The sequence below is a fragment of the Saccharothrix tamanrassetensis genome, from assembly GCF_014203665.1.
Classification (GTDB): domain Bacteria; phylum Actinomycetota; class Actinomycetes; order Mycobacteriales; family Pseudonocardiaceae; genus Actinosynnema; species Actinosynnema tamanrassetense.
Genome location: NZ_JACHJN010000005.1, coordinates 336,149 through 357,006 on the forward strand (window position 1 = coordinate 336,149; position 20,858 = coordinate 357,006).

A 20,858-nucleotide genomic window follows, 5' to 3' on the forward strand; every position below is an offset into this window, starting at 1 on the left:
CACCGGTCACGGCAGCAGCAGACCCCAGTACAACGCCCACGGGACGAACAGCACGCCGCCCGCCAGCACCAGCCCGTGGCGCAGCCGGTCGGTCGACGCGCGCCACCGCACCGCCAGCAGGACTGTGGCAACCACCGCCGCCACCGCCACGAGCTGCAACGCCAGCCACACCACCGGACGATCGCCCAGCAGCGGACCGGCCTCGATCCCGTTCGCGGTCAGGCTGAACATCAGCGTCGACAGGTAGCCGACCGTGCCGAGCGACCCGACCACCCCGGCGACGACCGCGACCCGGGCCGGCCAGGTGCCCGCACGTCTCCGGCGCAACAGCGCGAGCACCGGGTACGCGCCGAACAGCAGCACGAACAGCCCCAGCACGCCGAACTGCACGGGCGCGGACTCCCACCACGCCGACGGCGTGACCTCGCTGCTCCGGTTCTCCTGTCGCGGCAACGGCTCCACGACCGCGCGCGGCGGGTTGCCGCTCGTCACCGCGTCCACCCAGTCCCCGACGGCGTCCGCGTAGCCGGGCATCAGGTCGGGCAGCCGCTTGCCCTGCGGGTCGCTGCGGTGCATGGCGTGCGGTGCGTCCGGGATGAACCGGATCGTGTAGTGGTGGTTGCCCGCCTCGGACAGCGTGTCGCGCACGATCTCGGCGCTCTCGGCGGGAGGCACGGCCGCGTCCTCCGCGCCCCACAGGGCGAGCAGCGGCTGCTTCACGTTCCGCAGCACCGGAACCGGGTCGTGGTGCGCGCCGCCGAACATCCCGGCGTCGGCGACCATCCGCTGCCAGGTGGTCGGGAACGTCCGGGAGAGCGAGCCGCCGATGCCCGACCACGCGAACTTGTTGGCCACGTTCCAGGACTGCTGCCGGATCGGCGACACCCCCGACCCCGCCGCCAGGACCGCGAACTTCACGTCCGGCGACTTCGCCGCCGCGACCGGCACCACCCAGCCGCCTTCGCTCAACCCCCAGATGCCCGCTTTCGCCGGATCCACCTCGGGACGGGCCCGCAGCACGGCGAACGCGGCCAGCGCGTCGTCGGCGAGCTGCGCGAAGTCCCGCTGGAACGGCGAATAGCCGTCCTGCCGCTTGTCCGGCGCCAGCACCACGATGCCCTGCCGGGCGAACGCCTCCGCCTCGCCGCGCAGCTGCTTGCGGAAGCCGGGGCCCCCGGTGCCCGAGCCGTGCACGAGGAGCAGCGCGGGCAGTCCGCCGCTCGCCCCGCGCGGGGCGAACACCGTGCCGCCCAACGTGATCCCGTCGCCGGTGCGGAAGCTCACGTCGGAGGTGGTCAGGTCGTCGGGTTCGGAGGGTGCGGCGTGCGCGGTGAGGGCGGCGGGTGCGGCCGGTGCGAGGGCCAGTAGTGCGGCCAGGGTGAGATTGGTGAACAAGGTGTCCCCCCAAGGGTTTTCGGTGACACCCGAATGCTCGTCGGCGGACCGGTCGCGCACATCGCCCGCGCGACCCGGTCCGCCGATCACCCGTCAGAGCGAGCCGGGCACGATCAGACCGCGCTCGTAGGCGGTGATCGCGGCCTGCGCGCGGTCCCGCAGGTGCAGTTTGGACAGCACGCTGCTGACGTAGGTCTTCACGGTGTGCGCGCTGACCGCCATCTCGACGGCGATCTCGGCGTTCGACAGCCCGCGGCCGAGCAGCACCAGCGCTTCCCGCTCACGGGCGGTGAGCACGTCCAGGTCCGCCGTGGGCGCGGGGCGGACGGCCTTGCGGCGCACCACGTCGTCGATCAGCCGCCGCGTCACGGACGGGGCGAGCAGCGCTTCACCCGCCGCCGCGACGCGGACCGCGTGCGCCAGGTCGTCGCGCCGGACGTCCTTGAGCAGGAACCCGCTCGCCCCGGCGGACAGCGCCTCGAACACGTAGTCGTCCTGGTCGAACGTGGTCAGCATGACCACCCGGGTCTCCGTCTGCGCGCACACGATCCGCACCGCCTCGATGCCGTCCATGCGCGGCATCCGGATGTCCAGCAGCAGCACGTCCGGCCGGTGCTCCAACACCGCCGCCACGGCCTCCAGCCCGTCGGCCGCCTCCGCGACCACCGCGATGTCGTGCTGCGCCTCCAGGATCATCGCGAAACCCGCGCGCACGAGTTCCTGGTCGTCCGCGACGACCACGCGGATGCTCACGCGGCCTCCAGCGGCAGCCGGGCGGACACCCGGAACCCGGTCGGGCCGGCGGTGAAGCCCGCCGAGCCCCCACACGCCGCCGCCCGCTCCCGGATGCCGAGCAACCCGTGTCCGGCCGTGGTCCCCGCGGGTGGAGTGCCGTTGTCGGCCACCGTGATCACGAGTTCGGCGTCGGTCCAGTCCAGGGTGACCGAGGCCGCGTCGCCGGTGCTGTGCTTGACCACGTTCGTCAGTGCCTCCTGCACGATCCGGTACGCCGCCGCGTCCACCAGGGGCGGCGGCTCACGCCGTTGCCCGGTCGTGGTCAGCGTGACGTGCGGGCCGACGCCCGCCACCAGCTCCGGCACCCGTTCCACCGCCGGACGCGGCTCGGCGTCGCCCTTGAGCAGTCCCAGGGTCCGGCGCAGCTGCCCCATCGCCTCCCGGCCCGCCGAGGCGATGGCGTCGAACGCCGCGACCGCCCGGTCCGGCGCGCTGCGCACCACCACCGGACCCGCCTCGGCCTGGACCACCATGAGGCTGACCGCGTGCGCGAGGATGTCGTGCGTGTCGCGGGCGATCCGGGCGCGCTCCCGTTCGGCGGCGCGTTCCACCTCGGCCTCGCGTTCCCGTTCCAGGGCTGCGGCGCGTTCCTCCAACACCGTCGCGTAGGCGCGGCGGACGTGCGCGCCACGGCCCAGCGCGTAGGCCGCGCCCCACAGGAAGCCCTCGCGGATCGCCGTGGACGCCGAGCCCAGGACGCCGCCGATGACGACGATCCCGATCACCGACGCGGCGAGCGTGGCCAGGCGGGTGGTGCGCGGCGACAGGTCCGCCACGGTGTGGATCGCGAGCAGGGCCCCGTACCAGACGGGCTGCTCCGGTCCGTCCGAGCCGACCACCGAGTACGCGGCGATGCCGAGCGCCGTCGAGCACAGGCACAGCACCGGGGCACGCCTGCGCCAGATCAACGGCAGCGACGCGAGCAGCACCGGCAGGAACTCCGCCACCGTCCACGGACGTCCCGTCACGTGCGTGGTGAACACGAACGGCGCGGTCTGACCCGCGAACGCCAACACGGTCAGCATCACGTCGACCGAGGCCGGCGACAGAGCGCGCAAGCGGTGCGGCGACATGGAATCCCCCTCGTCCGGGGCCGATGCTAGCTCCGCCGCGCGAGCGGTGTCCTCACCCGTGCGACCCGGTGCCGACTCCCTCGCGCCGGCGATGTGCGCGGCGTTCGGTGCGACCACAGTTCCTCCGTGTCGAACGAAGTGGGGAGTTCCGCCATGCGCACTGTCGTCACCCTGGTCACCGGACCCGTGCTGCTGCTCGTCGGGGTGGTGCTGATGCTGACGCCCGACCAGTGGACGTCGTCGCACCTGATCTTCCTGGCCGGGACGGTGGCCATGCTGCCGGTCGCCGTGCGGCTGGACACCCTCCTCCGGGACGCCAGTCCACCGTGGGTCCGGGTGCCGGCGCTGGTGCTCACCGTGGTCGGGGCGCTCGCGCTGGCCGGGCAGTTCGTCATCGACTTCACCGTGCTGCGGCTGGCGCACGGCGAGCGGGAGGCGGCCGGGGCGATGTTCGACACCCTCCAGGAGTCCCGGGTGTTCGCACTGGTCTTCTACCAGGCGGGACCGGCGCTGCTGTTCACCGGGCTGGCGCTGGCGGCGGTGGGGTTGGTCAACCGGTCGTGGCGGTGGGCGGGCGGGCTGCTGGTGGCGGGGGCGCTGCTGGTGGGGGCGGCGCGGGTGACCGGGCTGCGGGCGGGCGAGGTGGTCGGCCTGGCGCTGGTCGTGGCTGCCCTGGTGCTGACCGGTCGGGCGGCGGGCGGGGGTGCCGCCGGGCGGGAGGTCGGTGGTCGCGCGAACGTGTGACGCCGGGCCGGTGGGCCGGTGTCGGAGTGGCGGACCGGTCCGGCGTGAGCACGTTCGTGCGAATCGGGTGGCTCAAGGGGAAGCACCCGACGCGATATGTGGTCGTGCCGGCGGGCCGGTTGGTTCCCCGGTGCCCCGTGGTTCACCCGTTCGGTGGCCGAACAGCTTCGCCGGCCGGTAACTTCGGTGACCGCGCGCCTGGGTTTCCGGGTGCGTTGCACCGCACGGGGTACTGCCCTCGTGGCGGTGTCGGAGCCGGGGAGGCTCCGATCCGGGGACGGCGCCGAATCCACCGGGTGCCTGGCAGGGCAACGCCGTCCGCGGACAGCGGGGGTCGAGGGGGCACCACCCTCGGCCCCCGACGTCACCCCCGGTCCGAGGCCGGCCGGAGTTCGCGCGTCCACCGGGCCGGTGGTGCGGGACCTGGAGGCGGTGGCCGGTCATGCCGATCAGCAGGTACTCCAGGTGCGGGCGGGACGATCACCGGTGGCGCGCGGCGATCACCGGCCGGGACTGGGTGATCCCGCTCAGTCCGGCAACGCGCCCAGGCGGTCGCGCAGCCGGTCGGCGTCCTCGGCACGGCCCTGCGCGCGGAACATGTCGGCCGCCTCCGCCCAAGCCGCACGGGCCTCGGCGGACTGTCCCGACGCCTGGTGCGAGTCGCCCAGCCTCTCCGCGGTCTCGGCCGCCTGGAGCGTGCTGCCCAGTTCCCGGAAGAGGTCCGACGCCTCGCGGTAGTGGCCGATCGCCGCCGTGAAGTCCCCGGTGTGGTGGGCGATGTAGGCGAGGCTGTCCAGCGTGGTCGCCTCGCCGTACCGGTGCCGGTGCCGGCGGTGCAGGGCGAGGGCGGCTGCGCAGTGCTCGCGGGCCTCGTCGTGCTCGCCCAGGCGTGCCGCGTACCAGCCGACGCCGTTGAGCGCGTCGGCCTCACCCGCCGGGTCGTCCAGCGCCCGGTAGATGCGCAGGGCGTGGCGGGCGTGGGTCAGCGCCTGCCGCCCGTCGCCCTGCTGGTCCAGCGCCCACGACAGCGTCCGGTGCACCTGGCCCCGGTTCACCAGGTCGTCGGTCCGCTCGGCCAGCGCCAGCGCCCGGTACAGGTGCTCGACCGCCTCCTCGTGCCGGCCGACCTCCACCAGCGCGTCGCCGAGCAGGCGGTGCACGCGGGTCTGGACGGCGGGGTCGGCGAGGTGGTCGGCGGCGGTCATCGCGGTCCGCCAGGCGGCCAGGTTGTCGTGGCTGTGGCCCCGGCGCAGGTGGAACGTGGTCAGCGTCCACGCCAGCTGCCACACGGTTCGGTGCCTGCCCTGTGCGGCGGCGAGGTGCTGGGCGGCCAGGATGCCCCGGTGTTCGGTGTCGAACCACGCCAGCGCCGCGGCGGGGTCCGGCAGCGGGTGCGGCCGGGCGCCGGGGGCGGGGGGATCGAGGTCGATCGGGGTGGCGTGCGGGTTGAGCAGCCGGCGGCCGGTGAAGGCGGTGTGCAGGTGGAAGTCGACGACGCGGTGCAGGGCGGCGGACCGTTCGGCGGGCGGGATGGGGGTGTCGGCGGCGAACCGGCGGATCAGATCGTGCATCCGGTACCGGCCGCGGGCGTCCTGGAGCAGCAGGGACGCCTGTTCCAGCGCGCGCAGCACGGCCCTGGTGCGGTCCGGTGGCAGCCCGGTGAGCCCGGCGGCGGCGGGCAGGCCGATGTCGGGGCCGGGCGCGATGCCGAGCAGGCCGAACACGTGCGCCTGTTCGGCGGTCAGCGCCTGCCGCGACCACGACAGGACGGTGGGCAGGCTGGCGGTCGGGTCGTCGTCGTCCAACGCACCCGGGCCCAGGTCGCGCAGTTCGCCGGCGAGGGTGGCCAGGGGCAGCGCCGGGTGGCCGTGCGCACGGCCGGCGACGATGCCCAGCGCCAGCGGGAACCCGCCGCACAGCTTGATCAGGTCGGTCACGGCTTCGGCTTCGGCGGACACCCGGTCCGCGCCGAGCCGGGCGGTGAACAGGCCGTGCGCCTCGGCGTCGGTCAGCACGTCGAGCGACAGTCGGCGGGCGCCGTGCACGGTGGTCAGGCCCGGCAGCCGGTTGCGGCTGGTCACCAGGACGGTGCAGGACGCGCCGCCCGGCAGCAGCGGCGTCACCTGGGCGGTGTCGGCGGCGTTGTCGACCACCAGCAGCATCCGCTTGTCCGCGACCAGGCTGCGGAACAGCGCGGCCTGCGCGTGCGGGTCGATCGGGATGCGGCCGGGGTCCACGCCGAGCGCGTCCAGGAACCCGCGCACCGCCACCGGGGGCGGCATCGGCGTGCCCTCGGGGCCGAACCCGCGCAGGTCCACGAACAGCTGGCCGTCCGGGAAGCGGTGGGCGTTGCGGTGGGCCCACCTCAGGGCGAGCCAGGTCTTGCCGACCCCGCCCGCGCCCGCGATCACCGTCGTGCCGGTCGGGTCGAGCCGGTTCAGCTCGTCCTCCCGGCCGACGAACGACGACGGCACGGCGGGCAGTTGACGGGGCACCGGCCGCGCGGCGGGCGTTCCGGTCGGCACGTCGGCGGCCGGCCGGCTCGGGGGAGCGGTCGACGGTTCGTGCGTGGCCGGTTCGCCGGCCGGTGTGCGCGGGGTGGTCGAGGGGCGCGCGTCGCCGGTGGGGTTCGCGAGCAGCGCCGGGTCCGCCTTCAGGATCCGTTGGTGCATCAGCCGCAGCGCGGGGCCGGGGTCGGTGCCGAGTCCGTCGGCCAGCCGCGCGCGGACCCGTCGGTAGTGCTCCAACGCATCGGCCACCCGCCCCGCCCGGTACAGGGCGTGCAGGAGGTGGACGGCGACGCGCTCGTCCAACGGGTGCTCGGCGGCGCGGGACGACAACTCGGTGACCAGCCGGTCGTCGTGGCCCAGCCGCAGCCGGACCTCGGTGTGGTCGCACTCCGCGTCCAGCCGCTCCAGCGCCAGCCGGTCCCGTTCGGCGGTCGCCCAGTCGCCGTCCAGACCGGTCAGCGCCGGACCCCGCCACAGGCCGACGGCTTCGGCGAGCAGCCGCTCGGCGGTCGGGTCGTCGGCGGTGCGGGCCCGGTCGCGCAGGGAGCGGAACCGGTGCAGGTCCACCGCGGCTTCGTCGGCGACCAGGACATATCCGCCGGAACGGAGCACAATGTCGGTTCGGGCCCGGCGCAGCCGGGAGACGTAGCTGGACAGCGTCGCCCGCGCCCGGACCGGCGGGTCGTCACCCCAGACCCGCCGGATCAGCCGGTCCACCGACACCACCCGCCCGACGTCGACCGCCAACGCGGCCAGCACGCACCGCTGCCGGGCCGGGCCGAGGTCGGCGGGACGTCCGCCGACCACCGCGCAGACCTCGCCGAGCAGTCCGAACTCCACCCCTGGAAACCTCCCGAAACCGCCGCTGAACTGCGCATTGCAGAACCGTGCAAGCAATACACACGGCCGGTCGCGCACACTTGCACCCGAGGCGGTCTTGCAGCCAGGGGGGCCAGGGGGGAAGGCCGCCTCCCTACAACTTAGTGACCGCTCGGGGCGCCGCCGCCCCGAGCGCCCCACTGGCCTCCCCGAGAGCAATCGGGAGGACTCGTGACCACCGTTCGCCTGTACCCCGGCGTCTTCGCCGAGCAGCGCCACCTGGTGTCCCCGAACGAACCCGCGCACCACTCCGCGCACGTCGGCGACCGCTACCGCGCGGTGTGCCGGGCGCTGTGCCTGCCGAGTCCGGACCGGGGCAGCTACACGTGGCGGAACTGGCCGATCTGCCCCAACTGCGCCCGCCACCTGCCGGCCACGCCCGCGGTCGCCTGAGCGCACCGCCGGGAGCCGTCCGAGGGGTTCACCCGGGCCGACCGAGGTCTTCACCGGGGAGCCGACCGCAGGGCTCCACCCGGGAGCCGACCGAGGGCTTCACCGGGGGCCGGCCAGAGGGCTTCGCCCGGAGGCCGACCGGGGACTTCACCGAGGGCAGCCGTCGGGAACCGGTCACATCGGGGGGCTGCGATGGCGTTCGTCCTGCCGCAGGAGGCCGCCTGCGGCTCGTCCCTGGGCTTGTCCCAGGCTGGTTCTCGACTTGGTCCGGGCCGGAGAAGCCGGGCTCAGTAGCCCCGGTAGCCCGTGCCGGCGTTGATGCCCACCAGGCCGGGGTGGTTGCCGAAGCCGCCGTAGCGGGCGTAGGTGTAGCGGACGCCGGCGATGATGTTGTCCACCGGGTTGTAGATGTCGCCGTGCCCGGGCAGCTTGTACGCCTGGAACGTGGGGTCGATGCACTGCATCAGGCCCTTGGACGGGGTGCCGCGCGCGGCGTTGGAGTCCCACGTGTTGATCGCGTTGGGGTTGCCGTTCGACTCCTTCTGGACGATCGTCCAGATCTCGTCGACGCTGTCCTCGGTGATCGGGGTGCCGTTGGCGGCGAGGATCGCGATGGCCTCCCGGGCCCACGCCTCGACCTGCCGCTGGGTGGGGGACTTGCGCGCCTCTTCGGCGTCCTTCGCGTCCTTGGCGGCCTTCTCGGCGGCGGCCTGCTGGCGGGCCGAGTAGCCGTCCTGGGCGATCCCGCTGGCCTGGTTGAACGTCTGGAGGGCGGTGAGCTGCTCCTGGCGCAGGATGCGGGCCGTCTCGGAGCCGAGGTCGATCGAGTGCACGGTGTCGACCTTGCCGGCGCGGGCGTGCTCGTCCGGCAGGCCGCCGAAGTCCGCGCCGCCCGCCATCGGGTTGACGGCTCCGCTGGTCATCGCGTGGGCCGCTGCGCCCGCGCCCGTCACGATGCCGACCGCTACCGCGACCGCGGACAGCCTCTTCGGCATCGTCCGGTCGGGCTCGGCGCGGTGCGCGCCGACGTAGCCCGGGGCCTGTGCGCTGACCGTGTAGACGATCGGCTGCTGCCCACGGGGTTTCCTGTGGCGAGCCAAGGGTGGGGCCTCCTGCGTCGGGGAGCCCGATCACCGACAACCTGGCGGGGGATCCAGGCCGGGCCTCGTCCGGGGGATGACGGGCCCGTGTCCTTCCAGTGATCGAACCGTGATCTGCGGCCGGAAACGTAACCGCTGGTCACTTTTCGGGGCAAGCGATCCCCCATTAGTGGTGACGTTCCTCACGTTTGTTGACAGAAGCGCTACTGACTGTCGAACACCCGTTGTCGCAGTTCCCGATAGGCCATCCGGACGCCCGCCCGGTGTCACTGCGGCGGCCGGTCCGACCCGGCCCCCGACCGGTGCGGCCCGCCGGCCTGCGATCGCCGTCGCCTCCGGGCGCGACCCCGAGGACGAACCGCTGGCTCTTGTCGATCAACGCGGGCCGGCGTAAAGTCGTCCGCGCCATGGGCACCTTGTACTTCCTGTGATCGGTTTCGCGTCCGCGTAGAGCACGGCTCCGCGGCGCGGCCCAGCCATCCACCGCACCCGATCGACTCGGCCGTTCCCCGGTCGAGAACAGGAGCACGCCTTGCGCACCGCGCAACTGACCCTTCATGACGTCACCAAGCGCTACGCCGACCACGTGGTGCTCGACGCGATCTCGCTCACCGTGAAGCCGGGGGAAAAGGTCGGCGTCATCGGCGAGAACGGCTCCGGCAAGTCCACCCTGCTGGCCCTCGTCGCCGGCCACCTGACCCCGGACAACGGCGACCGCACGGTGGTGGCCCCCGGCGGCGTCGGCTACCTGCCGCAGACCCTGGACCTGCCGCCGCACGCCACCGTGGCCGACGCGATCGACCTGGCACTGGCCGACCTGCGCGACCTCGAAGCGCGGATCAGGGCGGCCGAGGCCGACCTGACCGACCTCGGCCACTACGCCGAACTGGTCGAGCGGTTCGAGGCGCGCGGCGGGTACGAGGCCGACACCAGGGTCGACATCGCCCTGCACGGCCTCGGGCTGCCCGGCCTGGACCGGTCGCGCACGCTGGGCACGCTGTCCGGCGGCGAGCTGTCCCGGCTGGCGCTGGCGGCGACACTGGCGTCCGCGCCGGAGCTGCTGCTGCTGGACGAGCCGACCAACGACCTGGACGACCAGGCCGTGGCGTGGCTGGAACAACACCTGTCCCGGCACCGCGGCACGGTCGTGGTGATCACCCACGACCGCGTCTTCCTCGAACGCGTGACCTCCACCGTCCTGGAGGTCGAGGAAGGCCGCGTGACCCGCTACGGCGACGGCTACGACGGCTACCTCACCGCCAAGGCCGCCGCCCGCGCCCGCCGGCTCCGCGAGCACGAGGAGTGGAAGGAGGAACTCGCCCGGCACCGCAGGCTGGCCGACTCGGCGGTGGCGAGCCTGGGCGCCATCCCGCGCAAGCTGCCGCTCGCGGTGTTCGCGGCCGGTCCGTTCCGGGCACGGGGCCGCGGTCACGGCGCGATGGGCCGCATCCGCAACGCCAAGGAGAGGATCACCCGCCTCACCGGGAACCCGGTCGCGCCACCGCCGGACCCGCTGCACTTCACCGCCCGGCTCGCCACCGCCGACGCGGAATGGGTCGCCGAACTGCACGACGTCCGGGTGGGCGACCGCCTGCACCTGCCGCACCTGGCGATCCGGCCGGGCGAACGGCTCCTGGTGACGGGGCCGAACGGCGCGGGCAAGACCACGCTGCTGCGCGTCCTGGCGGGCGAGGTGGTGCCCGACTCGGGTCGGGTCGTCACGCCCGCGCGGGTCGGCCACCTGCGGCAGGAGGAGACGCCGTGGCGGCCGGAGCTGACCGTGGCGGAGGCGTTCGCGCAGGGGCGGGGCCACCCCGCGGACCACGTGGACGAACTGCTGTCCCTGGGCCTGTTCACGCCGCGCGACCTCGGGCTGCGGCTCGGTGAGCTGTCCTACGGCCAACGCCGGCGGACCGAGCTCGCCCGACTCGTGACCGAGCCGGTCGACCTGCTGCTGCTCGACGAACCGACGAACCACCTGTCGCCGGCGTTGGTGGAGGACCTGGAGCACGCGCTGGCCGACTACCCGGGCGCGCTGGTCGTGGTGACGCACGACCGCCGCACCCGGTCCCGGTTCGAGGGCGCGCACCTCCGGCTGGAGGGCGGTGTGGTGGTCGGGTAGTGCGGTCTCCCGCCTCGCCACGGGGTGGACGAGGCCCGCGGCGGCGGAACGCGCGACTCGTGCGTTCCGCCGCCGGACCGCCGACGACTACGCCTTGGCCTCCGCGGCCTGGACGGTCTGCTCCAACAGCAGGGCGATGGTCATCGGCCCGACCCCGCCCGGCACCGGCGTGATGTAGCCGGCGCGCTCGGCCGCCGCCGCGTACTCGACATCCCCGACGTTCCCGGGGTTGTACCCGGCGTCCACCACCACCGCCCCGGGCTTGATCCACTCGCCGCGCACGAGTTCGGCCTTCCCCACCGCCGCCACCACGACGTCCGCCTCCCGCACCGCCGCCGCCAGGTCCGCGGTACGGGAGTGGCAGTACGTCACCGTCGCGTCCCGCGCCAACAGCAGCATCCCGACCGGCTTGCCGAGGATCGGGCTGCGCCCCACCACGACCGCGCGCTTCCCGGAGAGCGGCACCTCGTAGGCATCCAGCAGCCGCAGGATCCCGCCCGGCGTGCACGAGTGGAACCCCGCCTCACCGAACGCCATCGCGGCGAAGCTGTGCATGGTCACGCCGTCGACGTCCTTGCCGGGCGCGATGGCCTCGAACGCCGCGCGCTCGTCGATGTGCGCGGGAACGGGGTGCTGCAACAGGATTCCGTCGACCGAAGCGTCCGACGACAGCGCGGAGACCTCCTCCACCAACCGGTCGGTCGACGTGTCGGCGGGCAGTTCGACGGCCCGGGACGACAGCCCGACGCGTTCGCACCGCGACCGCTTCATCCGCACGTACGTCTGCGACGCGGGGTCGTCGCCCACCAGCACGGTGGCGAGGGTGGGCTTGCGGCCGGTGTTGTCGGTGAACGCGCGGGCCCGTTCGGCGGTCGACTCCAGCAGCGACCGGGACACGGCGGTGCCGTCCAGGATTTGTGCCGACATGGCGGTAGTCCTCACTCGTCGTCGAATGAGGGGCACCCAGGCGTGCGATGCCGACTCGCTTGCACTCCCCGGTGGTTGACCACCCGACGCCAGTCGTGCGCCGCCGAGTCTAGCGCGGAGCACCGCCGGGCGAAGCCGATCCCGCGGGCTCGCGCCCGCGCCGGGGTGTCCGTGCCGAACAGGCTGCGGAGCAGTGGTGTGACAGGCGTGGAACCGTGCGGGGAGGTGTTCGACGCCCCTGTCCGCAACGTGGAGCGCGGTGCGGGGCCGGCGGAGGCCTGCTCTACCGTGTGGGGCCCGTGCCCGCGCAGGACCGGCCGGCGCGCTGTGACGCGGTGTGCCAGGCGGCCCGTTCGGCTGAGCCGACCGAGGACCGGATCGCGGTAACCGGGCCGTCGGTCGACGCGTGCCCGTGACCCGCCGTGGCGCTCGACGGGCGCGAATTATGCTGTTCGGGGCTCCTCGAACGGGGAGCCGGGGGAAATCGGACATGGCGGACGACGGACAGGCGGACTGATGGCGGGGCAGTACGGACGATCTTCGGGGCAGCGCCGGCCGGCTTTCGGGCGGGTCGACCCGTTCTGCCTGTTCGCCGTGCTGCCGATGCTGCTGCTGGCAGGTCTGATGTTCTGGGGTGGCCTCGGGCTGGTGGGTGTCGCGCTGATCGTGGTCACGGCGCTGGTGGTGCTGTTCGACTCCTGGTCCAACCGGCCGCTGAAGACCGTCGAACCCGAGTACGACGACGAGGACGACTACGAGCCCAGGGGTCGCTATTGATCCACCGCTAGGGTCGCGGAGGGCGAACGGGAGGCGACCCATGCGATTACCCGAACCGGCCGGACGGATCGACGCCTTCCGCCGGACCGGCGACCCGGACGTGCTGTTCGCGGGCGATGTGCGGGCCGAGATCGCGGCGTGGCCCGACCCGCCCTCCGCCGAGCGGCGAGCCGCCCTCGGCACCTTGTTCCACCTGCGGTTCGAGCACGGCTCGCCGCCCGACCCGACCGATCTGGCGTTCGCCCTGGCCTGGCACTGGGAGGTACCGGCCGACGAACGGCCGGTCCTGCTGCGCCGCCTGCTCCCCGGCCCGGACGCGCACCCGACCAGCCAGTTCGGCGCGGCCATCGCGTTCGGCACGCACGTGGAGCACCCGATCGGCCTGCGCATGGCGCTCGCGCTGATGGAGGACGTGGTCGCGACCACCTCGCACCGCCACCACGCGCTGCACGCGAGCCTGCTGGTGACGCTGAACTTCGCGTACTACCGGGCGTCCGGCGACCTGCGCGCCGTGGACGAGTTCATCGACCGCGCCCGCGCCTGCCTGGACGTCCTGCCCCGGCGGCACCCCGAGCGGGCCTGGTTCCTGGCGGCGGTCGCCATCGGCCTCGCGGTCCGGGTGGAGGCGGGCAGCTTCGGCGACATCCGGGAGGCCGTGGAGACCGGGGAGCGGGCGTTGGCGATGCGAGGGCGGCGCACCCGCTTCGGGCTCCGGTTCCGCCGCTTCCACCACCCGTTCGAGCGCGTGCTGGACGACCTCGCCGCGGCCTACGAACCGGCCGACCTCCGACCGGTCCTGCTCGACCAGCTCGCCCGCGTGCACTGCGCCCGGCACCGGTTCTCCCCGAACCCGCCCGACCTGGACCGCGCCATCGACCTGTGGACCGCCGTGGACGCCCCGGAGGCGCACCACGGCATCGCGCGAGCCGCTCTGGAGCGGTTCGACCTGACCGGCGACGTGGACGACCTCCACCTCGTCGCCGACGCCGCCCGCCGGGCGGGATCCCTGGCCGGGCCCGGGTACGCCGAGGTCGCCGAACTCGCCCCGGCACTGCCCCTGGTGGACCGCTCGCTGCCGGCGCACACCCGCGGCGGACTGCTCAGACGCCTCTGGTTGGCCCACGACAGCGCCTCCATCGCCGTCGGCGAGCTGGCCCTGGCCGTGAACGGCCTGCCGTTCAAGTTCGACGAAACCCCGCTCGCGCCCAACGCCGACGACCCCGTGCGGGACCGCTTCCTGGCCCGCCTGTGCGACCTCTACCGCATCCGGTTCGGCACGACCGGCGACCACGCCGACCTGCGGCGCGCCGCCGAACTGGCCGACCAGATCGAGGCCCTCGCCGAACCGTCCGACCTCAGCGCGGTCGGCGAGGTGTACCGGCTGAGGTTCGCCGAGTCGGGCGCGACCGACGACCTGGCCGCCGCGATCTCCCTGCACGAGCAGGCGTTCGCCCTGGACGGCCGTGCGCACCGGCTGGTAGCGGCGCACCTGGCGGCGTTCGCGACGACCGGCACGGCGATCCACCTCGCCCGCGCTCTGGAGCTGGCCGACCGGGTGGACCCGGGACTCGCCGCACACGTCCACTGGATGCGCTACCGGGAATCCGGCCGGGCCGGCGACCTCGACCAAGTGATAGAGCTGTTGGCGCGGGCACCGGAGTCCGCCCGCACGCTCGCCGACCTGGCCGCCGCGCACAACGCCCGGTTCGCGGCTCGCGGCGACGTCGCCGACGCCCGCAGCGCGGTGCGAGCCGCGTCGGCCGCGATGGTTCCCGACCTCGACCCCGGCACCCGGATCGCCTGCCTGAACCACCTCGCCACGGCGAGCCGCCACCTGTACACCGTGGCCCCGGACGAGATCCCCGACGTCGACTCGCTGGTCGCGGCCTTCGACGCGCTGGGCGAGGGGTGGCCGGCACAGCGCGCGGCGGCCGGCCGTGCGGTCGGTCTGCTGGCGCTGACCGCGGGGCGGCCCGCGACGGCAGCGCGGGTTCTCGGGCAGGCCGTGAGCCGGTTGCGGTCCGTGACCTGGCGGGACAGCCGGTGGGCCGAACAGGAGACCGTGCTCGGTGCGCACCGGCATTTGACCGGAGAGGCGGTGGCCGCGCACCTGGCGGCCGGCGACCCGACGGGCGCGGTGGAGGTCGCCGAGCAGGGCCGTGCGCTCATCCTGGGCTCCGAACTGGACATCCGCGCCGACCTCACCGACCTCGGACGGGTCGCCCCGCCGGTCGCCCGCCGCCTCGCCGAAGTCCACGAACGCCTCAACACGCCGATGGTCGCCGACCTCACCGGAACCACCCGGGACACCGTCGGCACGTTGAACCGCGCCAACCTGTGGTCCGAGCACGACCGGCTGGTGGAGCTGGCCCGCACCCTCCCGGGCCTGGCCGACTTCCTGCGCCCGGTGCCGTTCCCGAGCCTGCGCGAGACCGCGTCGAACGGTCCGATCGTCCTGGTCAACGCCGCCGCGGGGCGGGCGGACGCGATCATCGTCACCGCCGGCGGCGGCCCGGTGGCCATCCCGCTGCCGCTCCTGATCGCCGACCTGGACACCCGCCGCGCCGACCTCCGGAAAGCGCTGGCCGCGACCAGGCCGAGCGGCATCCTGCGCGCCCGACGGGTGATCACCGAGCTGCTCGACTGGCTGTGGGACGCCGCGGTAGGCCCGGTGGCCGAGGTCGTCGGCGAAGGCAGGGTCTGGTGGCTCCCGCTCGGCCCGCTCGGCGACCTGCCGTTCCACGCCGCCGGCAAGGCCCTGGACCGCTTCGTCTCGTCCTACGTCCCGACCATCCGCACCCTGCACCACGCCCGGCAACGCCCACGACCGACCGCCCGACGCCAACTGGCGGTCGCCGTCGAACACGCCCCCGGCCTACCCCGGCTGCCCGGCACCACCGCCGAGGCCGCCGTGCTGCACACCGAGGGCGCCGAGCTGCTGGCCGACGCCACCACGGCGCAGGTGCTGGCCGCCTTGCCGAACTGCACGTGGGCACACTTCGCCTGTCACGCGACCGTGGACGCCGCCACGACCTCCCGCGCCGTCCTGCACTTGAGCGACGGCACCCTGTCGGTGGAGGCGATCAGCCGCGTGAGGCCGGAACACGCCGAACTGGCCTACCTGTCCGCGTGCTCGACAGCGGCCAGGGGCCGGCACGCCGACGAGCCGCTGAACCTCGCGGCGGCGTTCCACCTGGCAGGGTTCCGCCACGTGGTGGCCAGCCTGTGGCCGCTGAACGACGCGATGGCGGCACACGCGGCCAAGGCCTTCTACGACCACCTGCCGGACACCCCGTACGCCGACCGGGCCGCCGAAGCCGTCCGCGCGGTGGCCCTGCGGCTGCGCGCCGAGCACCCGCACCGACCGGACCTGTGGGCGACGCTCGTGCACAGCGGCCCCTAGCACCGGGCGCCCGGCGGGAACGGCGTCCCGCCCTGGGTGCCGGTCGCCGTCGTCAGGACTTGGCCCAGGGCTTCGGGAGTTCAGGACTTCGTCCAGGGCTTCAGGACTTCGTCCAGGGACTGACGCCGAGCTTGCCGGTGCTGCCCAGGTCGATCGTGACCGGGTTCGACTCCGCTCCGCCCGGTGCGCCGTCCGGTCCGAGGTGTGGCGTGAACGTCTGCCGAGGACGCCCGGCCAGCGGGGCGATGTCGATCCGCACACCCACCTGCGGGGGGTTGGTGGTGTCGTCGTAGGTGTTGCGCCACACCAGGCCCGTGGTGGCCGCGTCGCCGGGCTGGAGGGTGACCGGGGTCGGTGGCACCTCGAACGACTCGACCGTCGAGATCTCCTTGGACCCGCGCAACACCCGGACGTCCAGCACCCGGCCGTCCTCGTCCAGCAGCTTCAGGTCCGGGTAGCCCTCCACCGCGTACGGCTCGGTGCCGCAGTTGTCCATCCGCAACACGAGGACCCGCAGGCCCATCGCCGCGTCACCGCCGGCCGCGCTGAAGGCCAACCCGCCCGCCGGGCACGCCGCCGGGGAGGGGGATGGCGCGGGCGAGGGCAGGGGCGGCTGGTAGCCGCAAGCGGTCACGGCCAGGACGAGCGTCAGGGAAACCAGCCGTCCGATCACCGGGTGACTATTTCACAGCCGTGCCCGCGAGGAACCCGGTGGCCGGCCGCGGTCACCGGGCGAGCTGGAACGCGCGGGCCCTGGTGCCGGCCAGTTGCTCGCCCACGTCGCCGCGCAGGGTCTGCACCGAGTCGAGCAGGTAGTTCTGCCGCACCCGCCACGGGCCTCGGTCGCCCTGCCGGGGGAACGCGTCGATCGACCGCTGGACGTAGCCGGAAGTCAGGTCCAGCAACGGTTTGCGCGCCATCACCCGGTCCGGCCGGGGTACCGCGGAGGAGAACCCCTCGCGGTCCAGGTAATCGAGCACCTTGCACACCAGTCGGGACGTCAGGTCGGCGCGCAGCGTCCACGAGGCGTTGGTGTAGCCGATGCACACCGCGAAGTTCGGGATGCCGGTGATCATCGCGCCGCGCCACACGAACTGCTCGGACAGGTCGACGGTCCGGCCGTCCACGCCGGGCGCGATGCCGCCGAGCGCCAGCAGCCGCAGGCCGGTCGCGGTGACCACGACGTCGGCCGCCAGCACCCGCCCGGACCTCAACCGGATGCCTTCGGGCACGAACGTGTCGACGTGGTCGGTGACCACGGACGCCCGGCCCGCGTTGATCGCCTTGAACAGGTCGGCGTCCGGGATCGCGCACAGCCGCTGGTCCCACGGGTCGTAGGTCGGGGTGAAGTGCTCCCGCACCGCCCGTTCGTCCTCCAGCGCCCGCTTCGCCAGGCCGGTGAGCAGCTTGCGCGCCGTGCCGGGGAACCGGCGGCAGAACTGGTGGAAGCCGGTGGTGAACGCGATGTTCTTGGCCCGCACGATCCGGTGCGCCAGGCCGGCGGGCAGCAGCTCGCGGATGCGGTCGGCGACCTTGTCGCGTCCCGGCACCGGGCTGATCCAGGTGGGGGAGCGCTGGAGCATGGTCACGTGCGCGGCGGTGCCGGCCATCGACGGCACGATGGTCACGGCGGTCGCGCCGCTGCCGATGACGACCACCCGCTTGCCCGCGTAGTCCAGGTCTGCCGGCCAGAACTGCGGGTGCACCACCCGACCCTCGTAGGACGCGACACCGGGGAACTCCGGCTCGTGACCCCGCTCGTAGTCGTAGTAGCCCGCGCAGGAGTAGAGGAACCCGCACGTCAGCGTGCCGCCGTCGCTCAACGTCAAGGTCCAGCGCTGGTCCCGGGTCGACCAGTCCGCCCCGAGCACCTTGGTGCGGAACCGGATGTGCCGGTCGATGCCGTGGGTGGCGGCGGTGCGCCGGACGTAGTCCAGGATCGACGGCCCGTCCGCGATGGACTCGGCCTCGCGCCACGGCTCGAACGGGTAGCCGAGGGTGAACATGTCCGAGTCGGACCGGACGCCGGGGTAGCGGAACAGGTCCCACGTGCCGCCGATCGCGTCGCGCGCTTCGAGGATCGCGTAGGACCGGCCGGGGTGCTCGGTGCCCAGGCGGTACGCCGCGCCGATGCCGGAGAGCCCGGCGCCCACGATCACGACGTCGAGGTGGGCGGGTTCGGTGGTGACCATGTCCCCAGTGTGCTGGCCGTGCGACTCCGGATCCACGCGGCCACCGCCGGCAGCCCGCCGTCCGCGGTCGGGAAACGCGGCGGACCCGTCCGCCGGCCACCTGTCGTGCAGCAGGGCCGGCGCGCGGTTAGCTTCGGGTGGTGGACGTGGTGGTGGTAGGCGCGGGACTGGCCGGGCTCAGCGCGGCGCGGGCGCTGCGCGAGTCCGGTGTGGGCGTGACGGTGCTGGAAGCGGGCGACGACGTCGGTGGGCGGGTGCGCACCGACGTCGTGGACGGCGTGCGACTGGACCGGGGCTTCCAGCTCCTGCTGCCCGCCTACCCGGCGCTGTCCCGCGTCGACCTGGACGCGCTTGACCTCCAGCCGTTCCGGCGGGGTGTGTTCATCCACGACAACGGGCGGCACGACCTCCTGGCCGATCCGCGCGGAGGTCCGGCGGCGTGGCAGGGCGCGATGGCGCAGCGCGTGCTGGGGCTGCGCGACCTGGCCGGACTGGGCGCGTTCTCGGCCCGCGACCTGCGCGCCCGGACCATCCTGGACTCGCCCGACCCGACCACCCGGGAGGAACTCGGGCGGTGGCTGTCGGACGACGCGGTGGCCCGCGTCTTCCGGCCGTTCCTCCAGGGCGTCTTCCTGGAAGCCGAACTCGTCACTTCGTCGCGGTTCTTCCGCCTGGTGTGGCGGTGCTTCGGCCTGGGCGGTGCGGCGCTGCCGGCCGAGGGCATGGTCGCGCTGCCGCGTCAGCTGGCGGCCGGCATCCCGGTGCGGACGGGGGCCGAGGTGGTGGCGGTCCGCGACGACGGCGTGGACCTCGCCGACGGGTCACGGGTCGACGCCGACGCCGTGGTGGTCGCGACCGACGGCACCACCGCCGCCAGGCTGCTGCCCGAGTGCCCCGAACCGACCTGGAACGGTGTCACCACCTGGTACTTCCGGCCGCCGGAGCCGCCGTTGCGCGACCCGACGCTGCTGGTCGACGCGAACGGCGGCCCGATCGCCAACACCGCCGTCATCTCCGAGGTGGCGCCCGGCTACTCGCCCGACGCGCCGCTGGTGCAGGCCTCCGTGCTGGCCAACACCGGCGCCGGCTCCGGTTCCGGCGCCGATGTCGCGGAGCGGGACGTGCGCAGTGCGCTGGCCAGGCTCTACGGCGTCGACACCCGGTCGTGGGAAACCCTGGCCCGGTACGAGATCCCGCACGCGCTGCCGGCGATGCCCGCGCCGCACCGGTTCCGTTCGCCGGTCCGGATGGGCGGACGGCGGTACGTGTGCGGCGACCACCGGGACACCAGTTCGATCCAGGGTGCGTTGGTGTCCGGCCGCCGCGCCGCCCGTGCCGTGCTCGCCGACCTCCGCGGTGACCGCTGATCGGTGACCGGTGATCAGTGACCGCTGACCGCTGAACCGCTGACCGGTGATCGCCGAGGCGGGTGGAAAGAGGTGGCCGCCGATTGTGGGGATCGGCGGCCACCCGACTGAGGGGGACGGGCTACCCGGGGCCCGGACCGGTGCGGCTCACCGCTCCGCGCAGCGTTCGCTGTCCGGGCAGCTGCGCAGCAGCTCCACCCGTGGCGGGGCGGTGATCTCCGCCGGCCGGGAGCCGCCGCCGGGCCACTGCACGGAGACCGCGATCGAGGACGCGTTGTTGTCGTAGCGCTTCTCGACGAAGCTGCGGTCGGCGTTGACCACGTTCACCACGTCGTACACGCCCGACGGCAGGTCGGTCAGGTCGAGCCACTGGTAGTCGACCCGGTAGTCGTAGTCGTCACCGGAACCCACCGAGATGCCCTCCACCACGTCCAGCGCCTGCGGTTCGTGGTGGCGGCACCGGTTCTGCCGGAGGAACTCCGCCAGCTTGCCCTCCGGCGTCCGGGTGCTCTTCGGCCGGTTCGGCAGGTCGCGGGCGTCCCTGGCGGGGTAGCGGTCGCCGAGGCAGAAGCCGTTCTTGCGGTCCTGCACCAGGGTTTCGCCGCCGGGGGTGCGCAGCTGGAAGTGCTCGAAGTCCAGCAGGTGCCAGTGCACGTGCGCGGGGGCGGGCTCGTAGTACACCGAAGCCGGGATGGCGTGCTGGGCCTGGTCGTACGAACCGGGGATCGAACGGTCCGAGCGGGACTGGAACGCCTGCCGCGCGGTCATCGTCGGCACGTCCACCGAGTCGCGCTTGGCGTAGACCAGCAGTGGGCCCTCGCCGATGTTGTCCACCGATGTGGTGAACCTGAGCCGCACCGCGCCGATCGGGCCGGAGTCCACACAGGACCCGCTCGGCGCGTCCGCGTCGGCCACCATGCACACGTCCCAGTCGGTGCACAGCCCCGGATCCCGGTTCGTGCCACCGGCGCAGCCGACCGGCGCCTGTCTCAGATCCGGCAGCAGGGGCCCCTCGTCGGCCGGTGCGCCGCCCAGGGCGGCCACGGTCGTCACGGCCGCGGCCACCGTACGGAATTTCCTGATCACCACGACAACCTAGTGCGGGGACACCCCGGTCGACACCCTCGTTCACTCGATCGACTGAGGTGCAACGGAAAACGACCCGGCAGAACCTAACGTGT

General features: G+C 73.8%; 14 protein-coding genes, 1 pseudogene and 1 riboswitch. Of the genes and pseudogenes, 6 read left to right on the plus strand and 9 right to left on the minus strand.

Going from position 1 to position 20,858, the window contains the following annotated elements:
* Nucleotides 1–6 precede the first annotated feature (6 nt).
* From FHS29_RS17995 to FHS29_RS36880, 3 genes are all read right to left on the minus strand, one after another.
* A complete protein-coding gene (locus FHS29_RS17995; protein WP_184691831.1) occupies nucleotides 7–1,395 on the minus strand; it encodes an alpha/beta hydrolase family protein in 1,389 nt (462 codons plus the stop codon).
* Nucleotides 1,396–1,488: 93 nt separating this feature from the next.
* Nucleotides 1,489–2,148 carry a response regulator gene (locus FHS29_RS18000; RefSeq protein ID WP_184691833.1) on the minus strand — a complete coding sequence of 220 codons (660 nt, stop codon included), beginning with the start codon at nucleotides 2,146–2,148 and terminating at the stop codon, nucleotides 1,489–1,491.
* Nucleotides 2,145–3,263, minus strand: coding sequence for a sensor histidine kinase (locus FHS29_RS36880; protein WP_184691835.1), 1,119 nt, complete (start codon nucleotides 3,261–3,263; stop codon nucleotides 2,145–2,147). Before FHS29_RS36880 ends, FHS29_RS18000 begins: the two co-directional genes overlap by 4 nt.
* 153 nt (nucleotides 3,264–3,416) lie before the next feature.
* Here FHS29_RS36880 and FHS29_RS18010 point away from each other — a divergent pair, with 153 nt between their 5' ends.
* The gene (locus FHS29_RS18010) at nucleotides 3,417–4,007 is read left to right on the plus strand and encodes a hypothetical protein (RefSeq protein WP_184691837.1); all 591 of its coding nucleotides are present in this window, start codon (nucleotides 3,417–3,419) and stop codon (nucleotides 4,005–4,007) included.
* A 527-nt stretch (nucleotides 4,008–4,534) separates the two neighbouring features.
* On the opposite strand, the gene FHS29_RS18015 is transcribed toward FHS29_RS18010, so the two are convergent.
* Nucleotides 4,535–7,357, minus strand: a complete 2,823-nt coding sequence (locus FHS29_RS18015) for an AfsR/SARP family transcriptional regulator (protein WP_184691838.1) — start codon at nucleotides 7,355–7,357, stop codon at nucleotides 4,535–4,537.
* A 210-nt stretch (nucleotides 7,358–7,567) separates the two neighbouring features.
* Between FHS29_RS18015 and FHS29_RS18020 the strand changes: the two genes are divergently transcribed.
* A complete protein-coding gene (locus tag FHS29_RS18020) occupies nucleotides 7,568–7,789 on the plus strand; it encodes a hypothetical protein (protein ID WP_184691840.1) in 222 nt (73 codons plus the stop codon).
* A gap of 287 nt (nucleotides 7,790–8,076) precedes the next feature.
* On the opposite strand, the pseudogene FHS29_RS36885 reads toward FHS29_RS18020, so the two are convergent.
* Nucleotides 8,077–8,427: pseudogene (locus tag FHS29_RS36885) on the minus strand (transglycosylase SLT domain-containing protein); the annotation flags it as partial.
* 994 nt (nucleotides 8,428–9,421) lie between these two features.
* Between FHS29_RS36885 and FHS29_RS18030 the strand changes: the two are divergent.
* Nucleotides 9,422–11,011, plus strand: coding sequence for a TlrC/CarA/OleB/SrmB family ABC-F type ribosomal protection protein (locus FHS29_RS18030; RefSeq protein ID WP_184691844.1), 1,590 nt, complete (start codon nucleotides 9,422–9,424; stop codon nucleotides 11,009–11,011).
* A gap of 87 nt (nucleotides 11,012–11,098) precedes the next feature.
* Here FHS29_RS18030 and FHS29_RS18035 read toward each other — a convergent pair whose 3' ends face one another.
* Nucleotides 11,099–11,938, minus strand: a complete 840-nt coding sequence (locus FHS29_RS18035; protein WP_184691846.1) for a bifunctional 5,10-methylenetetrahydrofolate dehydrogenase/5,10-methenyltetrahydrofolate cyclohydrolase — start codon at nucleotides 11,936–11,938, stop codon at nucleotides 11,099–11,101.
* Between the two features lie 27 nt (nucleotides 11,939–11,965).
* Nucleotides 11,966–12,045: riboswitch (ZMP/ZTP riboswitch) on the minus strand.
* Nucleotides 12,046–12,454: 409 nt separating this feature from the next.
* On the opposite strand from FHS29_RS18035, the gene FHS29_RS18040 reads away from it, so the two are divergent.
* Entirely contained in the window at nucleotides 12,455–12,715 is a 261-nt protein-coding gene (locus FHS29_RS18040; RefSeq protein WP_184691847.1) for a hypothetical protein, read from the plus strand.
* Nucleotides 12,716–12,755: 40 nt separating this feature from the next.
* Nucleotides 12,756–16,118: a CHAT domain-containing protein gene (locus tag FHS29_RS18045; RefSeq protein ID WP_184691848.1), complete on the plus strand. Its 3,363-nt coding sequence runs from the start codon at nucleotides 12,756–12,758 to the stop codon at nucleotides 16,116–16,118.
* A 100-nt stretch (nucleotides 16,119–16,218) separates the two neighbouring features.
* Here FHS29_RS18045 and FHS29_RS18050 read toward each other — a convergent pair whose 3' ends face one another.
* Both FHS29_RS18050 and FHS29_RS18055 read right to left on the minus strand, forming a co-directional pair.
* Entirely contained in the window at nucleotides 16,219–16,791 is a 573-nt protein-coding gene (locus FHS29_RS18050) for a DUF4232 domain-containing protein (protein ID WP_184691849.1), read from the minus strand.
* Nucleotides 16,792–16,843: 52 nt separating this feature from the next.
* Nucleotides 16,844–18,310, minus strand: a complete 1,467-nt coding sequence (locus FHS29_RS18055; RefSeq protein WP_184691850.1) for a flavin-containing monooxygenase — start codon at nucleotides 18,308–18,310, stop codon at nucleotides 16,844–16,846.
* Between the two features lie 140 nt (nucleotides 18,311–18,450).
* Between FHS29_RS18055 and FHS29_RS18060 the strand changes: the two genes are divergently transcribed.
* Nucleotides 18,451–19,677 carry an NAD(P)/FAD-dependent oxidoreductase gene (locus tag FHS29_RS18060; protein ID WP_312864968.1) on the plus strand — a complete coding sequence of 409 codons (1,227 nt, stop codon included), beginning with the start codon at nucleotides 18,451–18,453 and terminating at the stop codon, nucleotides 19,675–19,677.
* 147 nt (nucleotides 19,678–19,824) lie between these two features.
* Here FHS29_RS18060 and FHS29_RS18065 read toward each other — a convergent pair whose 3' ends face one another.
* Nucleotides 19,825–20,763, minus strand: coding sequence for a lysyl oxidase family protein (locus FHS29_RS18065; RefSeq protein ID WP_184691852.1), 939 nt, complete (start codon nucleotides 20,761–20,763; stop codon nucleotides 19,825–19,827).
* Nucleotides 20,764–20,858: the final 95 nt, after the last annotated feature.

What these genes read in the sequence shown, in the direction of transcription:
- FHS29_RS36880 (WP_184691835.1), bottom strand. Translation starts at nt 3,263, where the DNA reads ATGTCGCCGCACCGCTTGCGCGCTCTGTCGCCGGCCTCGGTCGACGTG.
- FHS29_RS18010 (WP_184691837.1), top strand. Translation starts at nt 3,417, where the DNA reads ATGCGCACTGTCGTCACCCTGGTCACCGGACCCGTGCTGCTGCTCGTC.
- FHS29_RS18035 (WP_184691846.1), bottom strand. Translation starts at nt 11,938, where the DNA reads ATGTCGGCACAAATCCTGGACGGCACCGCCGTGTCCCGGTCGCTGCTG.
- FHS29_RS18040 (WP_184691847.1), top strand. Translation starts at nt 12,455, where the DNA reads ATGGCGGGGCAGTACGGACGATCTTCGGGGCAGCGCCGGCCGGCTTTC.
- FHS29_RS18045 (WP_184691848.1), top strand. Translation starts at nt 12,756, where the DNA reads ATGCGATTACCCGAACCGGCCGGACGGATCGACGCCTTCCGCCGGACC.
- FHS29_RS18055 (WP_184691850.1), bottom strand. Translation starts at nt 18,310, where the DNA reads ATGGTCACCACCGAACCCGCCCACCTCGACGTCGTGATCGTGGGCGCC.